At 39.0% G+C, this 18,904-nt stretch carries 12 protein-coding genes; 2 read left to right on the top strand and 10 right to left on the bottom strand.

The window, feature by feature from the left end:
- Positions 1-189: 189 nt before the first annotated feature.
- From ATC1_RS10070 to ATC1_RS10030, 8 genes are all read right to left on the bottom strand, one after another.
- Positions 190-810, bottom strand: a complete 621-nt coding sequence (locus ATC1_RS10070; RefSeq protein ID WP_062281331.1) for a class I SAM-dependent methyltransferase — start codon at positions 808-810, stop codon at positions 190-192.
- 255 nt (positions 811-1,065) lie between these two features.
- Positions 1,066-1,710 (bottom strand): 4Fe-4S binding protein, encoded by a 645-nt coding sequence (locus tag ATC1_RS10065; protein WP_062281328.1) that lies wholly within the window; start codon positions 1,708-1,710, stop codon positions 1,066-1,068.
- Positions 1,710-2,096, bottom strand: a complete 387-nt coding sequence (locus tag ATC1_RS10060) for a PadR family transcriptional regulator (RefSeq protein ID WP_062281325.1) — start codon at positions 2,094-2,096, stop codon at positions 1,710-1,712. Before ATC1_RS10060 ends, ATC1_RS10065 begins: the two co-directional genes overlap by 1 nt.
- 186 nt (positions 2,097-2,282) lie before the next feature.
- Positions 2,283-4,058, bottom strand: a complete 1,776-nt coding sequence (locus tag ATC1_RS10055) for a sensor domain-containing diguanylate cyclase (protein WP_062281322.1) — start codon at positions 4,056-4,058, stop codon at positions 2,283-2,285.
- Between the two features lie 243 nt (positions 4,059-4,301).
- Positions 4,302-6,821: an EAL domain-containing protein gene (locus tag ATC1_RS10050; protein ID WP_062281318.1), complete on the bottom strand. Its 2,520-nt coding sequence runs from the start codon at positions 6,819-6,821 to the stop codon at positions 4,302-4,304.
- Positions 6,822-7,328: 507 nt separating this feature from the next.
- Positions 7,329-7,880, bottom strand: a complete 552-nt coding sequence (locus ATC1_RS10040; protein WP_062281312.1) for a DUF3795 domain-containing protein — start codon at positions 7,878-7,880, stop codon at positions 7,329-7,331.
- Positions 7,881-8,105: 225 nt separating this feature from the next.
- Entirely contained in the window at positions 8,106-8,474 is a 369-nt protein-coding gene (locus ATC1_RS10035; RefSeq protein ID WP_172667759.1) for a YkvA family protein, read from the bottom strand.
- Between the two features lie 146 nt (positions 8,475-8,620).
- A complete protein-coding gene (locus ATC1_RS10030) occupies positions 8,621-9,868 on the bottom strand; it encodes an MFS transporter (RefSeq protein WP_062284075.1) in 1,248 nt (415 codons plus the stop codon).
- Between the two features lie 668 nt (positions 9,869-10,536).
- On the opposite strand from ATC1_RS10030, the gene ATC1_RS10020 reads away from it, so the two are divergent.
- Positions 10,537-12,399 carry a phytoene desaturase family protein gene (locus tag ATC1_RS10020; RefSeq protein ID WP_062281301.1) on the top strand — a complete coding sequence of 621 codons (1,863 nt, stop codon included), beginning with the start codon at positions 10,537-10,539 and terminating at the stop codon, positions 12,397-12,399.
- Between the two features lie 359 nt (positions 12,400-12,758).
- Complete coding sequence (locus ATC1_RS10015) at positions 12,759-14,351, top strand: phytoene desaturase family protein (protein WP_062281297.1); 1,593 nt, start codon at positions 12,759-12,761, stop codon at positions 14,349-14,351.
- A 19-nt stretch (positions 14,352-14,370) separates the two neighbouring features.
- On the opposite strand, the gene ATC1_RS10010 is transcribed toward ATC1_RS10015, so the two are convergent.
- Entirely contained in the window at positions 14,371-15,357 is a 987-nt protein-coding gene (locus ATC1_RS10010; RefSeq protein ID WP_172667758.1) for a GGDEF domain-containing protein, read from the bottom strand.
- Between the two features lie 363 nt (positions 15,358-15,720).
- Positions 15,721-18,594, bottom strand: coding sequence for a GGDEF domain-containing phosphodiesterase (locus ATC1_RS10005; protein ID WP_082174745.1), 2,874 nt, complete (start codon positions 18,592-18,594; stop codon positions 15,721-15,723).
- Positions 18,595-18,904 lie beyond the last annotated feature (310 nt).

Below are 18,904 nucleotides of genomic sequence, written 5' to 3'. Positions count from 1 at the left end.
TTTCTAATGTATATTAATCCATTTTACCTGAAATAGAACAGAAATTTTTATCAAACCAGCGATCCGAAATATTGACAAGTGTTACGAATAATGAGAGGAAATTTGTTTTCTACGATGAAACTGTGAAAACCTGTGCTGCACAATGATAATCAAATAATGGCAAAATTTTAGAAAATATTTCAATCTGATCTATACAGGTGTACAAATATACCAGGCCGCCAGTGTGCTGATTTCTACCATTTTAACCGCTGAAAAACAACGGCCTCTCGCCGATCTGCAATCCACCATTTCATCTCTTGCGGAGTGGATAAAGCGTTTATAGTCACTTTGTTCAAGCCATTCTATCATGGCAGTCAGTGCCGCCCAGTTCCGGCCATAGTCGTAAATAATCACTTTTTCTTTGGTAATCCGGCTCATCTCAGTATACAATCTGGATCGATCTTCCTTCTGCATGCCATGGGCAACATAAGCGGCAATGGATACGTCAAATGTTTTGTCTGCAAAAGGGAGTTGTTCCAGCACGTCAGCCTGGATGAAAGGAATACTGTGGTTCCCAGGGTTCTTTTTTGCTGTTGCAAGCATTCGCGAAGCACGGTCAACACCGGTCGGCTGCATACCCTTGTCTCTCAAGACGGATGTGAGAGCTCCAGGACCGCAACCGATATCTGCAATTGTTTTATAGGAATCCAGATTGATTTCGGTTGATACTGTTGTGAGTACTACCGAAAACCGTTTTGTCTGGTGGTCATAAAATGTTCCATAAACTGGAGCGATGGTATTAAATAGAAATCTGTGCCATAGATCGGTCAAGTGAGGCCTCTTTGCAGGAATAATCATACCGAATATTGCTGTCCAACAAAAAAATTCTATGAAATTACTCCGAATCTGTCAACATATCTGATTTCTCTTAACACTCAAAGATTCGAAAAATTCACAGAGATGAGAGATACAAAGAATTCCTTTTTTTTTCATCGAAATCGGAGGATTCCAGTCTGAAACAACAAAAGCGAATTCGAGAATATTAGATTTCCTGCGGAATTCAACGGTATTTTTTACGCAGCAATTTCATCGTTGACGCGAATGTCCGTAGCTGATTGCGTTTTTAGGACAGACAATTTCGCATTCAAAACACTGATGACATAATTCCGAGTTGATTGCTGCTTTTTGGGATCCTAAAGAAACAGTTACAGCTTCTGCCGGACAAACTTTCTCACATAACTTGCAGCCGATACATTTATTTTTATCGACTCCTCTGGAAAAGAATGCAAATTTCCCTGTGACTCTCTGTAACACTCCAAATGGACAAATTTTATTATGAAAAACATACGGTTCATACACGAAAGTAATCAAGACAGACAGGACCAGGAAAAATGGTAACACCGGGATATTGACTCCTGTCATTCTTTTAACAATCACCATGACCAAAACACTGACTATTAATAATACAATTGCCAACCATCCATTTACAATCAGTTTTGGAGATTTTCTCCGTTTAATATTAAGCTTTTTTGTTACGAATCCTACCAGGTTCATTAATGTGTTCATGGGACAAATCCATCCACAATACACTCTGCCAAAAACAAACGCTGCAACCAGACTGATCCCAAAAATACCCAGCCAGAGTATTGGTTTCGCCTTCGAAAGAATCAGTAGAAAAATTCCAAGAAAAAAGTAACGTACGATATAAATCCAGATATTTTTAGTTTTCATTATTCCTCCAAATGGTTATAGTGGTCGGGTCTTTCAAATCTGTCAATCAATTTTTGGATATTCAACTTTCGATTTTTTAAAATCACTATCCATTTTGATAATTCCTCTTTCCCTTTTTCTGTGATCCGATAAACTCTGCGTCTGGGTCCCAGACCACTTTCTTCCCAGGTTGATTCGACAAGATCTATCTTTTCAATCCTTCTTAATATGCGATACATCGTACTGACATTAAGTTCATTGTCTGAAAATCCAAAAAAAGGAAGCTCCTGGCTTAAACCATAGCCATAATCATCTTTCTCATGTAAAAGCAATAAAAGGCAAACCTCCAGGAATCTCTCGGTCGGTTGATTCTTGTTTTGACAAAAAATCGAACTGTTTTCTTTCATTTATATACCTATCAGAATCACTAGTTTCATGTTGTATATAGTGAACAAGACCATAGTATATCATTTCTTTTTACATTTGTTTAAAAGATCTGTCTGAAAGAAATTCTTTCAGACAGATCTTTAAGTAAAATGGTTGCCATTATCTACAGTTTTCCATTTTTGTAAAAATATTGCAGCGTAAGTCAATCAAGCAAATGCATATTTTCCCTTTCCGCTCTTTTTAACTTGATATAAAGCATCATCCGCTTTTGATATTAAAACATTAAGAGAAGTTCCATCCTTCGGATAAAAACATATTCCCATACTGCAGCTCACATGCAGAGTATGGCGGTTACCATCCTGCTCCTGAGCAATTTTATATTCAGCAGAAATCTTGTCAAACAAGCGGTTGATAAACTTGGGGGCATTCTTTTCATCCTGGATGTCGTGAAAATAGATTAGAAATTCATCCCCGCCTGTTCGTATGATTAAATCATCATCTCTAAGTTCCTGTTTGATACGGGTAGCCAAATACTTCAACACCTTATCACCAACCAGGTGTCCGTAAGTATCATTGATATCCTTAAAATCATCCACATCCAAAACAACCAGGCAGCTGATGAGTTTCTTCTCTGCTGAATCGTTAATACGCTCCAGCAGGATCGTCTCTAATGCATGACGATTAAAAGCCCGAGTCAGCGGGTCACGTTGTACTTTCTCTTTAAGTTCATCCTCGGTTTTCTTTTTCTCAGTAATATCATCAACAACAATATTCGCACCGATGATTTTCTCATTTTCCTTGATAGGAGTAAAAAACACTCGCAACCAGCAATATTTTCCCCATAAACTGGTATAGCCCATTTCAAACGAAATCTGCCGATCTTTTATCATACATTCCTTCAGCTTTTCTGAAAAACCGGCTGCTTTCAGTTTGGGAAAATCAAGAAGATTAATGCTTCTTGTAGCATCATATGAAGGCGAATCCATAATTTCAATCAGCTTCTTATTGGCATAGGTTATCGTTCCTTTGGTATCACAGGAAATAAAACCGATCGGAGCGTACTCAGCTAGCGTATAAAACATTTTCTGATTCGTCTGCAATGCGACATCGAGACGGTTTTTTTCCATGAAAAGGGAAAGCTGCGAAATATACAACAACAGAAGGTTCTGATTTTTTAATTGTTGACCCTTCTTAAAAAAAAGTGTGAAATCACCGAGTACTCTCCCTTCTCTTGTGATTTTGGCAATTACAGTGATACCAAGTTTGAAAATATTTTCAAGTTGTATAATGACCGTTTTCGGAAGCACCTTTCCTGTCAGATCGTGCAGCGTTTCAAAAACCGTAATATCTTTATCTTTTGTTCTTTTTTCTCGCTCAGGATCATAAGCCCAGGTCTTGCCGATGATTTGGAAATCAAGCATCTCACATATTTTTTTCAGTTGATTGGATACGCCACAAAGTGATATGGTCGAAAAATCACGCCCGTTTTCGTGAAACAAATTAAATGCAGCATAATCGGCTCCGGAAATTTCATAGGCAAATTTCGTTATTTGATCATAATTGATCTGATTGCCGATATTATTGATAAAATATTGAGCAATTTCCTGCATTTTCAATTCAATCGTTTTATTTTGAAAAATGGTAACAAATCGGCTCTTTTCGGATGAATATGCAATGACTGAATAATAGCGGCTGAATTCTGTCGAATATTCCTGGAAATCCACGGTCGATTGCTCTGTTACGACTTTTTCATAAAGATGAACCCATTTCATCGCCTGGTCTTTATCCTGCGCAACATCCTGTACATACCGTTTATTAAGAATATCTTCCTTTTTCAAACCGGTTAATTCCTCAAATGATTGATTGACATCCAAAAATATATAATCAATCATCCGATTGTTTTCATCAAAAACAGCCTCATGATACGCAAAAGCGCAAGAGTTCTTGTGAACGGCTTCATAATATGGATTATGATCGATCAAACCTTGCCTCCATTGTGTCTATTCATTCCTACATAGTTCGATTGAAACCACGATACCATAAAAAATAGAAATCCTTTCATTTGGAACAACAATTCGAAAAATGCGGAGAATCCTTTGTTATTGATATGTTGCTACGCTTCGCGCAGAAAACATCACGATAACAATTTTTTCCTTCATCGTTTGAATAGCGAGTCGATATTCTAAATTCCTTTCGTTTTAAGAAAATGAACTGGAAATATCAGGCTATTTTGCTCCATTCCTTTCTAAAATTTGATCCAATGTCTTTGAATTACGTCCCAGTTCCAATGCGGCATCTTCATGAATTGGACGACTGATCAGGTATCCCTGAACCATATCACACCCGCATCGATACAAATATTGAAGCTGTTCTTCATACTCAACACCCTCTGCGACAACAACATGTCCGACCTTGTGCGCCATGGATATAATATCCGATACAAAGGATAACTCAGGATTCATCTGCATGAGATTGTTGATGAATTCTTTATCAATTTTCAAACAATCGACATTTAATTCATGTTCGCGAGAAAGTGATGAATAACCCGTACCAAAATCATCAATGGCGATGTGAAAGCCAATTTCTTTCAATTGACCGAGTATGAAATTGATTTCTTCATAATTCGTCGCAAATACCGATTCGGTAATCTCCAGACAAACAGATTCCGGCTTAATCGGTATTTCATGGATCAGTTCCTGAATTATGTTGCAAAAGTCTTTATTTAACAATTGAATTACTGAAACGTTGATCGCTATGTTCAGTGTTTTATTTGAATCAGCCGTTAATTTCTTATAAAAACGGGAAGCCTGGGTGATAATCTTTTTACCGACAGGAATGATCAATTTCGTTTTTTCCGCAATTGGAATAAATTCCAGTGGTGATATCAATCCAATTTTTCCTCCTTGTATCCTTGCCAATGCTTCAAATCCGCATATCTGATTGGTTTTCAGATCCAGAATCGGCTGGTACTGTAAAAATAGTCCGCCATCATTTTCATCGGAAGCGATTCTTGCAAGTTCATGTTTCACTTCCGCTTCACGGAGTAAACGTTTTTCCATTTCTGCGTCATAGAAACAAATTTCCAAATCCCGTTCATGAAGCTCAAGGCTGCGTTCGGATGCAATTAATAGGTTTTTCAATAATTGATTTACATCCCATTGATTCCTGGAATTAATTTCAGTCACACCAATCCCGCAATTAATTCTTTCTATAGAGAGCAACGGATCTAATAAACAAAGAATTGTTTCACAAAAGCTGACTAATTCCGCTTTTGTTTGATAGTCTCTAACATAGAAAACAAACCGGTTTTCATAGGTATTAAAAAGCTGCCGCGTTTCTGTGCAATATGGAAGGAGTACATCGACAATACTCCTGATAAACTCCTGTGTATAATGATAACCGTATGTTGTCGAAAGGGATTGGACCGAGCTGAGATTAATCGAGATCACAGCCCGTTTTATTTCCTGTTGCTCTTTCGCATCCATCTCCAACAGGTTTTCCAAAAAATTCCGGTTATATAAACCGGTCCATGGATCATGTTCATTGGTAAATCGCAAAGTGTTTTCAATTTGTTTGCGATCAGAAATATCAATTACGATTCCTTCGAGGGCTTCCACTTCGCCCTTCTTGTTATAAATTCCTTCTCCCATTTCAAGCACCCATTTGTGATCGCCCTTCGCAGTGATGATCTCATATTCGTATTGAAATGGGATTTTCTCATTAAGATTTTGTTGCCAAAGATTCCATAACAAAGTGCGATACTCCGGTGAAATAATCTCATTGTATGAAATATCCCGGTTATTGATGAGGCTTTCCGGTTGATAGCCGGTCAGTGAATAGCAGCCGGTAGATACATACTGCATGGTCCAATCTCGATCATAATTACAACGATAAGCCAGTCCCGGCAGATGGGAGAGAAGCACAGATTTGCTGCGCTCACTCTCCAGTAATTTTGCTTCGATTTCTTTTCGCCAGGTAATGTCCTGAACCAGACAGATATGAGTAAATAGATTACTGGTTGATAAGGTTAATGGCGCCACAACCATATGCACCCAGACGATCGACTCATCCGGTTTGATATAACGCTTATCCATGGCATAACTTTGAATTTCCCCTTCGCGGAGTTTTTTCAGGTTCTCACGATCTCGCTCCAGGTCATCCGGATGAGTAAAATTTCTCCAGCCAACTCTTGCTTGTTCTTCTTTCGTTCTGCCGGTAATTCTCTCATACATCGGATTTACATCAATCAGAATGTCATCTTCATTGTCAGAAATACCTGACCGTTGAGAAATTGCAATTCCAATCGGCGCCTGATGAAAAATAACATCATACGTCAGTCCTTGTTCCTGCAATTTTTGTTCATATGCATTTTGAATGCGAAGCAATTCGATATAAATCGCAACCCTGGTTCGCAATAAATCCATTTGAACCGGTTTCCGAATATAATCAACAGCGCCTAATTTCAAACTTTTAATTTCATTGTCCAGGTCCTGGTAGTTTGTCAAGATGACGGTGCGGATTTTTCGATAACGCTCATCAGATTTCAACAGGGTCAGAAACTGAAATCCGTCCATATTTGGCATATTAATATCCAGCAGCACCAGACTAATCGCAGGGTCTGCTTCAATTTTTTGAATTGCTTCCAGACCGTCATTAGCAGTTACAACCTGATATTCGCCCAACATCTGTTGAATTAAAAGACGATCAGCCGCTGAATCATCCACAATTAATATCTTAATGGTCATAGTTATTTTACTTTCTTGAAAACAAACAGCAGGCAATTCGTGTTGTTATTAGGAAAAACATTTATTCAGGATATTTTATTATATACAACTATTATAAAATATGCTGATATCGTAAAAACAATTCGAAATTTGAAAAGGATTATTTGCTATGGTGTTGATTTTACGCAGAGCGCAAATATTAAGAACGGTAAGCAGAATTTTTTCAAATTTATAATGGTTATATATATGGCAATTCATAACCTCTGTTATAAATTTAGAATAGAAATTCGTGTGGAGACAATGATCTGCCAAAAATGACATTGATTCGAAATATGGACAGGGGACTAACTTTTCGAATTTAGAAAAAAATGAATTCATTTTCGTCTCCCACCAATCCACCTTCAGAGTAATTTGAAGTATTTTGAACAAACGACGAGTAATGCTTTCTTTTCGAAAATGGTTGTTCCAGATTATGAATAACTGATTAATACGATCTTTCTTTGAGTTTATGAGAAAAGAAGTCTTTTTTCAACTGCCTTTTTTACGCAGTTTTAGCAGTATGCCCTGTTCTTGAGCAAGTTCCTTAAATTGACCTGTAATTTGCCGGCATTTCTCTTTGACTGGCAGGTCAATAAAAGCAATCTCATGGATAGTTCTTTCCAACAAAATTTCAATTTCCGGTAAAGGCAGAAGGTTCATTGCCAGGCAATAAAACGTCTTACTCCGACCATCATCATAATCGCTTAAGAGTTGTTCAAGAATCTGAATCCTTTTTGATAATTGGTTGTTATATGCTTCGATTCCGATTTCCCGGGCTCTTTCGATATCGCGCAATTGTCCTTGATGTGTAAGAAAGGAATCATATGGATCGATGTTCGAATAACGGCTGCAGGGATATTCTGGACAAAGAAAGCAATATTCCACATGATCATGCTTTAAGCTGCAGCGAGCAATGCCACAGGTTTGATTTCCTGCACCGCCGCCGCATCCTGGACAATATCCGCCCAGTTTCATAGGACACAATCCGCAATTCAGACCGCAGAGTGAAAAAATTAAGTTCGTTCTGGAAAAATTTTTCATCTTACTTCATCCTTCCAACCTGATTGTGAATACTTTGCCAGAATTCGGAATTCAGAAAAAAAACTTGTTGTCGTGATGTCTTTACGCATCTCGCAAAAACATCACGACAACAAGTTTTCACGAATGATTCGAAATGTTAGTTTATATTTCGAATTGGTCAACTAAAAATAAATAACCTGCTCCAAATGTCAATCGGTTTTCAATAATTGATTCATCAAGAAAGAATCAACACAGAAAACGGGAAACGATCCACCCGATGAGCAAAAACCAGAAAATAACAACCGGAATTGCATAGCGCCATTTTTTTGGTCTTCCATTGGTCCACAAATCCATTGCGCTGATTCTGCATTCGTCCAGGATTTCTTGAGGAATCATTTTTACAGTCAGCATAATCAGCAAAGGAAGGATAATCAAATCATCCAGTAAGCCCAAAACGGGTATGAAATCCGGGATCAGATCGATCGGAGATAATGCATAACCGACTGTCATTCCGGCAAGAATTTTGGCAGTAATCGGTGTATCAGATCGTTTCATGGCAATACAAAGAGCAGGAATATCCAATTTTAAAGTTTTTGCCTTCTCCTTAAGATTCATAATTTTAAGAATTATCCTTCTGTTATTTTCCCGGATGAATTCTCTTCACCATCCAGTAATTCGAATTATCGAAAGGAATAATTGATGTTGTGTTGGTATTGCGCGAAGCGCAAAACCAACACAACATCAAGATCTCCCTTTTTTTTTCAAAAGGCTTTTCCAGATTTCGAATTACTGTTCACCATTCGGTTCATCATGGCATATAGAAAGAAGGCGATTAATTCCGAAAGACAGCTTAAAGCAATAATGAGGTCTTTTTGATTCTGATCATAAAGCCATCCCATGATTGCAGCTCCGATCAACAAAGCCAATCCATAACTTGTATTAAAAACACCATAACCGGTACCTCTCTTGTGAAATGGCGTAATATCTGCAATTGCGGAGCGCATTACCGTTTCATGCGTGCCCATGATTATGCCAAAAACGATCATACCAATGACAATCCAGATTCGTGAAGCGCTTAATACGAAAATTGGCAGCAACATGGTCAGAAGTGGAATTGCAACCAGAACCAGTATGCCACCCGTTTGTTTTTCTGTTCGTATTTTTATTCGATCATAAATTTTTCCGATTACCAGCGCTGTTAAAGCATCTACAATCATAGCAACCGAGTACAACATTGTAATACTGCCATCCGGTAAAAGATGGTTGGCTTTCAGATGATACCCGGCCATACTGAAATTTACAAATCCCAGTGTACAAAAAAAGGTAAAGGCTGTATAAATCCAAAAAATTGGTTGGAGCTGTTCTGTATTTTTTTCCCTTTTTCCATCTTCTGTTATAAGTTCATTCTTTTTAATTTTTGTATAAACAAAGATTAAAAAAAGCATCAGCACCGCATACGGGATGATCAGCAAACGATAGCCCGTCTGGTATTGTGTGATATTATTTTCTCCTGATAAGAAAAAGACTGTTGAAAAAATCATCGGTCCGATGAAAGCGCCGATTTGATCCAAAGCTTCCTGCAATCCGAATGCCATTCCGATTCCGACCTGCTTTTCTGCAACAGCAGACAAAATTGTATCCTTTGCCGGACTGCGAAGCGCTTTTCCAATCCGTTCCATTAATATCAGCACAATCAACAAATTCCATTTCATGGTGAATCCAATGAGCGGCACGACTGCCAGCATTCCGTATCCCAGAAATATCAGCAGCCATTGATTGCCGCGCCGATCGGAAAAAACACCGGAAACAAGGCGTAAGAAATATCCGAGAAATTCACCTATCCCAAAAACAAGCCCAATTTGCGCAGCATTAATATGCAACAGATTGAAATATTGACCATTCGCACCTCTTGCCGATTCATAGATGATATCGCCGAACATGCTGATAAAACCGAATAGAATAATCACTGTCACGGCCGGTGAAAAACGCAACTTTAATCTTACTTTCATTAGATTTGACCTTTCTATTAATTTTAAAATCAAAAAATTCATTATTATTCCTATGGTTTTATACTTCGTGCCATAGATTTATATAATCAATGATTCATAGATGGATCTGTCATTGCAATTCCAGCAGGGGTGAAGCAATCTATTCCCACTTGTGACAGGAGATTGTTTCGCCCATAAGACAGTTTGCATCCATTCCATTTGACTTGGTATCCAATCATTTCATATAGATCATCATTTATAAAGATAAAAGTCTTAAATATTCTTAGACAATTTACATTCATTTCGCCTGATTTTCATATTTTGAATTGCTGTGAGGCATAGTTCCTATTATAATCTTCTGATATTGAATTTGAATTTCCTCATCAATAAAGTGAATTAAGAATCAACCTTTTGAATCAATCGAGAAAACTTGTTTTGTATTGTTGTGTTGTTTTTGTGTAAAGCCTAAAAACGACCATAAAAACAAGGTCAGTATATGAAAAACAACACTGCATCAACTTTTCTCTCTTTTTCTACAAGATGATTCAAAATTTCGAATGACCACCAGAACATTGCTAAGATTCCTGAGCATCAAATTGGCTCGCAGGAAATGAAACGATAGATAAACAAAAAAATAGTCCTCGGAAATAACTTTCTGAGGAGAAAATTTAAAAAAAAGGGGGCTTTCTATGAAATATGACGTTATCATCATCGGTGGTGGTCTCTCCGGATTAACAGCTGCCAGTTTACTGGCAAAACGAAATCTCTCCGTAGCCGTTATCGAAAAGAGCTATAATCCGGGCGGTTCTTGTGGTATATTCAAACGCGGACATGTCACATTTGATCAAGGTGCAGCCATGTTATACGGCTTTGGCGAACATGGCTTCAATGCACATCGTTTTGTCTTTAATGCGCTTGAGGAACCGATCGATATCATCCGCCACGATCTTTTGTATTGCGTCAATTTTAAAGGGAAAAGAATTCGCTTTTGGGCTGATGTCAGCCAATTCGCAGACGAACTTTCAGAAGTTTTCCCCGCCGAAAAAGAAAATATCCATCGTTTCTATCGCGACATGCTGAAGATGTACCAGCATGTCCTCGTTGAAAATCCCAGTTACACAACTGCCGATGAGACAGATCGAAAATCCGCATTGAAAAACATGCTCAAACATCCGATTTCTTATGCCCGCTTTCTTGGTTACCTCAATAAAAGTGCAAAGGATTTGCTGCAAAAATACTTTACAGATCCGGAAATTTTTAAATTTTTCGACAAACTGACTTCGACATATTGTTATGCCACAGTTGAAGAAGCACCTGCGGTTCTTGCAGCGGTTATGTTTGTCGATAATCATATCGGAGGCAGCTATTATCCGGCAGGTTCCACGCTTTATTTGCCCGGAAAACTGGAAAAAGTCATCGAAGAAAATGGCGGGGATATGCTGCTCGAGCATGAAGTTGTCTCGTTAATTTTTAGAGACGGAAAACCTGCAGGGGTTCAATTGAATGATGGCACATCCATTTTCGCTCCAAATATTGTTTATTCAGGGACTGTGTGGAATCTTTATGAAAAATTGATTGATCCTGCCTTTTCGACACAGGAGCGAAGGGAATGGGCTCAGAAACAAATACCAACCTATCCAAGTGTTGTGCTCTATGCGGTTGTCAGCAGCAATGTAATCCCAAAGGACACTGCACCGATCGAGATGTTGATCGGCAATCCGGATAAACTGGACGAGAGTGAAGTAACCGTTTATATCATGAGCATCGATGACAAAACCCTCTGCAAGGAAGATGAACATACCATTGCAGCCATCGGCCCAACTTTTGAAAAATGGCTTACGGATGACGCTCAGGAATATCAAAAAAAGAAAGAGAAAGAGATTATAAGATTGGTTGGAGTGTTGGAAAAGCGTTTTCCAGGTTTCTCTAAAGCTATTCGCTATGTGGAACTGGCTTCACCCCGCACCATCGAACGCTATACGTTAAAAAATGGCGGAGCCGTTGCCGGGCCCAAACAAATGATCGGTCAGCATATGTTCCATCGGCTGCACACCCGATCCGAATGGGACAACCTATTCTGTTGCGGAGAATCAACCGTCATGGGAACCGGCACTCCTACCGTTACGGTTTCCGGACTGGCTGCAGCCAATGCATTACTAAAGAAGCTTGGAAAAGAACCATATATCTATCAGGAAACAATGAAAAATTACGTCAGGATCGTAGAAAAACCGTTTACCACTGATCGTCTTTTCGAATCGTATGATGAACTGTCCCATTCCGTGATGCAAGCGGCGATGCGCTGTCGATTTTGTGAGTTTCCATCCTGCACAAAGGAAGAAGCTGTGGATATCCGGGGAATTATGCGCCGTGTTTCAGCAGGTAATTTCACAGGCGCCCAAAAATGTTGGAATAAAGCTCCAGTGGATGACGTCAAACTGACTGAATTCGAAAGCGAATGTCGTTGTCTGGAAGAAGAAGGCAAACCGGTTCAAATCAGAGAAGTGATCCACTTTCTGATCAGCAAATCGAATTATGAGAATAATTCTATGTAGTTCTAATGGTTTTGCGTTTCGCGTAAAACCATTAGAACTACAAATTCTCTTTTTTTTTATTCGAAAAGCCAATCCATATTTCGAACAGCAGATGAAAGAAATTACACATCCGATAATGAAAATTGAATTCTATATTCATAGGAATTGCTATTAGGAACCTGTCATTGCGTGGCAATCTCTCCGCTACGTGTAGGGCAGAGTCCCATCCGGAAATAGATTGCTTCGTCGGGCTGATGCCCTCCTCGCAATGACAGATCAACCAATATTTCGAACAGCAGATGAAAGAAATTACACATCCGATAATGAAAATTGAATTCTATTTTCATAGGAATTACTGACTATCAGATCGGAGGAACAACATGAATCAAGAGTATGATGTGATTATTGCTGGCGGGGGAATGGCAGGATTGACAAGCGCCGCATGTTTATGCCGTAATGGATTCCGCACGCTATTATGTGAAAAAAGGGAGAAGACCGGCGGCCTGGTTCAGACTTTCTGGCATCATGGTTTTGCTTTTGACGCAGGGATTCGAGCTTTTGAGAATTCAGGTATCATTTTCCCTATGTTGAAAAATTTTCAAATCGATCTGGAATTTGTTCAAAATCCGGTATCGATCGGAATAGAAAAAGAATGGGTAGTAATTAACTCGTGTGAAAGCCTCCGAAATTATGCTGCAATGCTGACAAAAATATTCCCGGATGATGCTCCTGCTATTGAGAAAATCCGAAATGAAATTAAAAAAGTGATGGGGTATATGGATGTCATTTATGGCATTGACAATCCCCTGTTTAACGGGCAATTTCGAGATTTAAAATATCTCTTCAGGACATTACTGCCGTGGATGGTGAAATATCAGATCAACATCGGAAAAGCTGCCCGTATGAATGAACCAATACAAACCTGTTTGCAGCGTTTTACGCAGAATCCTGCATTAAGGGATATGATTGCGCAGCACTTTTTTCAGGACACACCGTCCTTTTTTGCCCTGAGCTATTTCAGCCTGTATCTCGATTATCAATACCCCATTGGAGGAACCGGGACCCTGTCTGAGAAAATGACGGAAAAGATCCTTGCCGCCGGCGGGGAGATAAAGACGGAAACGATTGTTGATCAAATCGATCTGAAAAATAGAGAAATCAAAACAACCAAGGGAGAAAGCTTTCGTTATAAAAAGCTGATTTGGGCAGCCAATCAGCAATCTCTGTATAATGCAATCCAAGGACAGCAATCTTCGGTTATTGAAAAACAGCGTACGCTGGTAAATCGCAGTAAAGGCAACGATTCCATTCTGACACTATTTTTGGGTACTGATATCGACAGGGATTATTTCAGAAGTCGCTGCGGCGCTCATGCGTTCTATACTCCTTCGAAAATTGGACTCTCATCGCTTCCCGCCTGGCAAGATGTAATTCATCAGGATCAATTTTCGATAAACCGATGGATACAAACATATCTTGAATGCACGACCTATGAAATTTCCTGTCCGGCATTAAGAGATCCAACTCTCGCACCGGAAGGGAAAACTGGATTGATCGTCAGCACACTGATGGATTATGCGCTGGTGCGTCAAATGCTGGAAGAGGATCGCTATGATACATTCAAACAGTTTTGTATCGATACCATCATTCAGGTATTGAATACTTCCATTTTCCCTGACTTTCGTGAAAAAATACTTTTTTCGTTATGTTCGACACCCGTCACGATAGAACGGGAAACAGGAAATACACAAGGCGCCATAACAGGCTGGTCGTTCACAAACCAACCGATCCCTGCCGTTTCACAGGCTAAAAGAATTAACGAATCCGTTTACACTCCGATGTCCGACATATTTCAATGCGGACAATGGACATTCAGTCCTTCCGGTCTGCCAATATCGATTTTAACCGGGAAATTAGCAGGCGATGCGGCTCAAAAAGCATTAACATCAATAGCAAAAAATTCTTCTTCCTAACCGGAACCAGCAGACGTATCTATTTCGCTTCAACACGGTTACGACCGTTTTCTTTTGCCAGATACATCGCATCATCCGCGTTTTTATAAGCGATTTCCAGCGCATTCTGTCGATCTGCTGGCAAGGAAGCGACTCCGAAGCTGGCAGTCAGATGGATTTCTGAATCCTGGTTTAACTGCTCATAATTTTCCACAATCTGCCGTAATTTCTCAGCAGTTTTTTTTGCTTCTTCCAAAGCAGTATTTGGCAGCAGAATCAGAAATTCTTCGCCGCCCCAGCGGGAAATTGAGTCCGTATCCCGAATGTTATTCTTAAGTAATCCGGCAAATTCCTGCAATACGCGATCACCGACCGGATGCCCATAATGATCATTGATTCGTTTAAAATTGTCTATGTCAATCAATACGATGCTGGCTGGTTGATGGTAACGGCTGATTCTTGAAATTTCATTCTTCAGCAATTCTTCAAATTTCCGGCGGTTATATACACCTGTCAATTGATCGAAAAATGCCAGACGCTCAAGTTCCCCATTTTTTTTCATCAGCTCTTCCTGCTGTTCCGCAATTAACTGTTTTTGAATCAGATTTGAAGTGGTCATTTTCCACATCATAATCGAGACAAAGAGACCAATTCCAACTGTTGTCATGCCATTGACACGGTTAGACAACAGAATCGACGGATTTTTTTGATAAGTACTGAGTGCAAAGAAAAAACCTGCATAAGAGAACAGAAAAAAAAGAAAAGCATTGAGTGGTCTGATTAAGAACACGACGCTGACAATTGTACAAGCGACCAAAAACGGAGTGATGCTGGCTGTAACCAATTGATCAATCGCTGTTATCAGTACTCCAAAAACAAATACTGTAATTAAAGCAGCATAAATCATTAAATGCATCGGTGTTGCTACAAGAGCTTTTTTGCTGATTATGTATGCACATACGCCAAAAATACTCATCAGTACAGCCAGTGATGCATGACAGAAAATAATACCAAGACGCCACTTCATTTCGGTGGGATTATCTTTCGACAAATTCGTATAAAATATTATGATATGAATGAGATTATAGGGTATAGAAATCAATGTCAGATAAAATATACGTTTGATATTGATCGATCTGATATCGTTCGTTATTGAAAGATGGCTCGTTTTGTTTTGCATGAAAATTCCTTTTTTTTTTACAAATTCACATTCTTATAACGTCTGTATTCAAGCAATTCGAATTTTTCGTTGTCTTTTATCCAAAAATCGAGGATTTTGGATGGTAATGTGGTTTTGCGCTTCGTGCAAAAACGCCATCTTTACAATATATCCTTTGCTAATTTGAAAGCTTTGCTCGCTATAACCATGATTTTCTTCTTGTTCGAAACGTTAATCCATAGTTCGTAATGTTATCTCCGAAGTCGGTTTTTCATCCATGATGCCGTTTGCTGCATAATTCCGGATGAAATCCAGCGCATCTTTCGGATGAAGCGGTTTGGCTATCAAATAACCCTGAACACGATCGCAGCCGGAATTTTTTAAAAACTGAAGTTGTCTCTCATCCTCTACTCCCTCGGCAATCGTGCAATGCCCCATTTTGTGCGCCATGGAAATAATATCACAGATTACCGTCTGATCAGGGTTAACTTTCAGCAGTTTATCGATAAAAAACTTGTCAATTTTCAGACAATTAACAAATAATTCCAATTCTCGTGCAAAGGAAGAATAACCGGTTCCAAAATCATCAATCGCTATATGAATGCCAATGTCACGCAATATCTGAAAAATTTGATTTATTTCAGTGTAGTCAGAGGCAAAAACCGATTCAGTTATTTCAATTCCAGTGTTCTTCGGATTGATTCCCATTTCCTGCATAATTTTCAGAAGGTCAACGACAAAATTGTCGCTCAGTAGCTGGATCACAGAGACGTTGACACTGACAACGATATCAGAAAATCCTGCTTCAATCAGTTGATTGAGGAATTGGAAAGATTGGCGGAAAATCTTCCAGCCAATCGGAATAATAAATTTTGTCTCCTCGGCAATCGGGACAAATTCCATAGGAGAAATCAATCCCAATTTTTTGCTTTTTATCCTTGATAAAGCCTCGAATCCACCGATCCGATTATCATAAAGGTTAAGAATCGGCTGAAATTGCAGAAACAGGGAGTCATCCTGTTTGTCGCCCGAGAGCAGGACAAGCTCCCGTTTGATATCTTCTTTTCGAAGGATATTCTTTTCAATATTCTCATCATAAAAACGGACACTGAAATTTTTCTTCTCCTTGTCCCTTGCTGTTTCTGAAGCAATCAAGAGTTTTTTCAAGAGCAAATCCGGATCTTTTTTTTCATCTTGATCTATTACAAGAATTCCAATCCCGCCTCTGATTCGTTCGGGTTTCAACAAAGATTCCAATTCTGTGGAAATTTTCTTACAAAATACATTCAGGGCATCAGTATCTTGGGAATCTTCCAGATAATAGGTGAAACGGTCCCAAAACGTGTTATATAAAGAACAAGTATCGCTGCAAAAACGGCTTAGTGTAACAGCAATTTTTTTAATCAGGTTCTGCGTGTAATGAAAACCGTAAATTGCCGTAATTAATTCAATATCTGACAGACAAATTCCGATTAAAGCGCTATTTCCAACCTTTGCTTCGTGAAAATCATTGATCAATTTGTTTTCTAATTTATTCCGATTATATAAACCAGTCCACCGATCATGCTCATTACGATACAGTAGTGTTTGTTCCAATTGTTTACGATCGGAAATATCAATGATGATTCCTTCCAACGCTTCTACATCTCCAGATTGAGAATAAATACCCTCTCCCAATTCAATAACCCATTTTCTTTCTCCGCTAGCTGTCATGATTTCATATTCAAATTTGAAGGACGATTTCTGAGCTAAAACGCGTTCTGTTTCGATCCTTAATAATTCACGATACTCGGGAACGATGAGTTCATAAAAAGAGATGTCCTGATTGTTTATAAGGCTCGTCGGTTGATAACCGGTCAATTTCAGGCATCCGGCAGAAACAAACAACATCGTCCATTCATGATCGAATCGGCATCGGTATGCCATTCCAGGAAGATGAGAAAGCAATATTGTTTTACTCCGCTCATTTTCACGCAGCTCTGTCTCAATTTGCTTTCGAATGGAAATATCCTCAATCAAACAAAAATGCATCGCATCCCTGGTATGCAGCCCCAGAAAGGGTGAAATCGTCATATTAACCCACACGATGGATCCATCGCCCCGAATGAAACGCTTCTCCATGGAATAACTGTCGATTTCTCCCTTTTTAAAACGGTCAAATTTTTCCATATCGGTTTGCAGATCATCCGGATAAGTTATTTCCGGCCATGAAAGAGACTGCAATTCCAAACTGGTACGTCCCAGTATTTTTTCATATATCGGATTGATATTTATATCGCCGAATTCGGTTTGTATTGCATGACTCTTATCCGAAAGGATTGCGATTCCAATCGGAGCCTGATCGAAAATGCTATGAAACATGGCTTCATCATAAGCCAGTTTTTTGCTGAGCGTTTTGAGCTGTCTACGCTGTTTCCATCCGTGTAGCAGTGCAAAAGAAAGGATCAAAATACAGACAACGACCACAAAATCAGGGATCATGTACTTCCTGATTTTCGCATACCAGTCAGAAGCTGAATAATCAATGCCCAGAACTGCGATAATATTTTGGTTTTGAGGATCCTTGATCGGGACTAATGCGCTGATCCAGTTTCCCCAACGATCGGTTGTCGGTTTCGTTAAGACAGTTTTGCCGGTGCGGAATGGTTTGAAATCAATTTCAGTGGCTTCTTCGAAAACCTGTCCAGGTGGAGAATAATTTGGGGAATCAGGAGATTCGGAATCAATCAGAATAATCAGATTTCCTTCGCGTTCCTCCATCAGATAAACAAAACGAATCGGATTGGCAATCGCCACCAGGTCCTTCAGGCTGGTTTTTAGTTTGTTATATTCGGAATATTCCAAATCCTGTTTTTTTCCGGACAAAGCAGTAATATGTACTGGATCTAATAAGGATTCAACAGACTCTGCCAAAATGATAGCTTCCGTTGAGACAATTTTCTGGTATCGATTCCATTCGAAAAGCAGATAGAAACTGCACAAAAGTATGACGATCAGAGTAAATAAAATTTTTACCGCGGATTCATTCTTGTTGATCCACCCGTTCGGTATCGGTCGATTCTCATTATTTCGAATAGCTTCTTCGATTTGGCTTTTTTTCAGCATAGCCTGTCTCGTTCTTTGCAGAATCTTCTGTCTGGTTTGAAAATCTTTTATTGATGAATACTTTGAAAATGGCTGAATTGCTTTACAGTAAATCAAAATACAGAAAAAGTGAATCGTAGTTTTGTCGTTTTTACATAGAACATAAAAACAACCTAACCCTGAATAATGTCTTTTGAAGAAGTTACCAGGTTTCAAAGTGATATATCTTCACCTGCCCTTCGAAATCTGAAAAACCTCGAATCAATTGAGAGAATATGAATCGTAAATGAACTGATTGTGTAGCTATTTGGATACAAATGTAGTATTCAAT

This window comes from Flexilinea flocculi (assembly GCF_001192795.1).
Classification (GTDB): Bacteria; Chloroflexota; Anaerolineae; order Anaerolineales; family Anaerolineaceae; genus Flexilinea; species Flexilinea flocculi.
The sequence above is the reverse complement of the archived record's forward strand: the minus strand, read 5'-3'. Positions and strand labels throughout refer to the sequence as shown.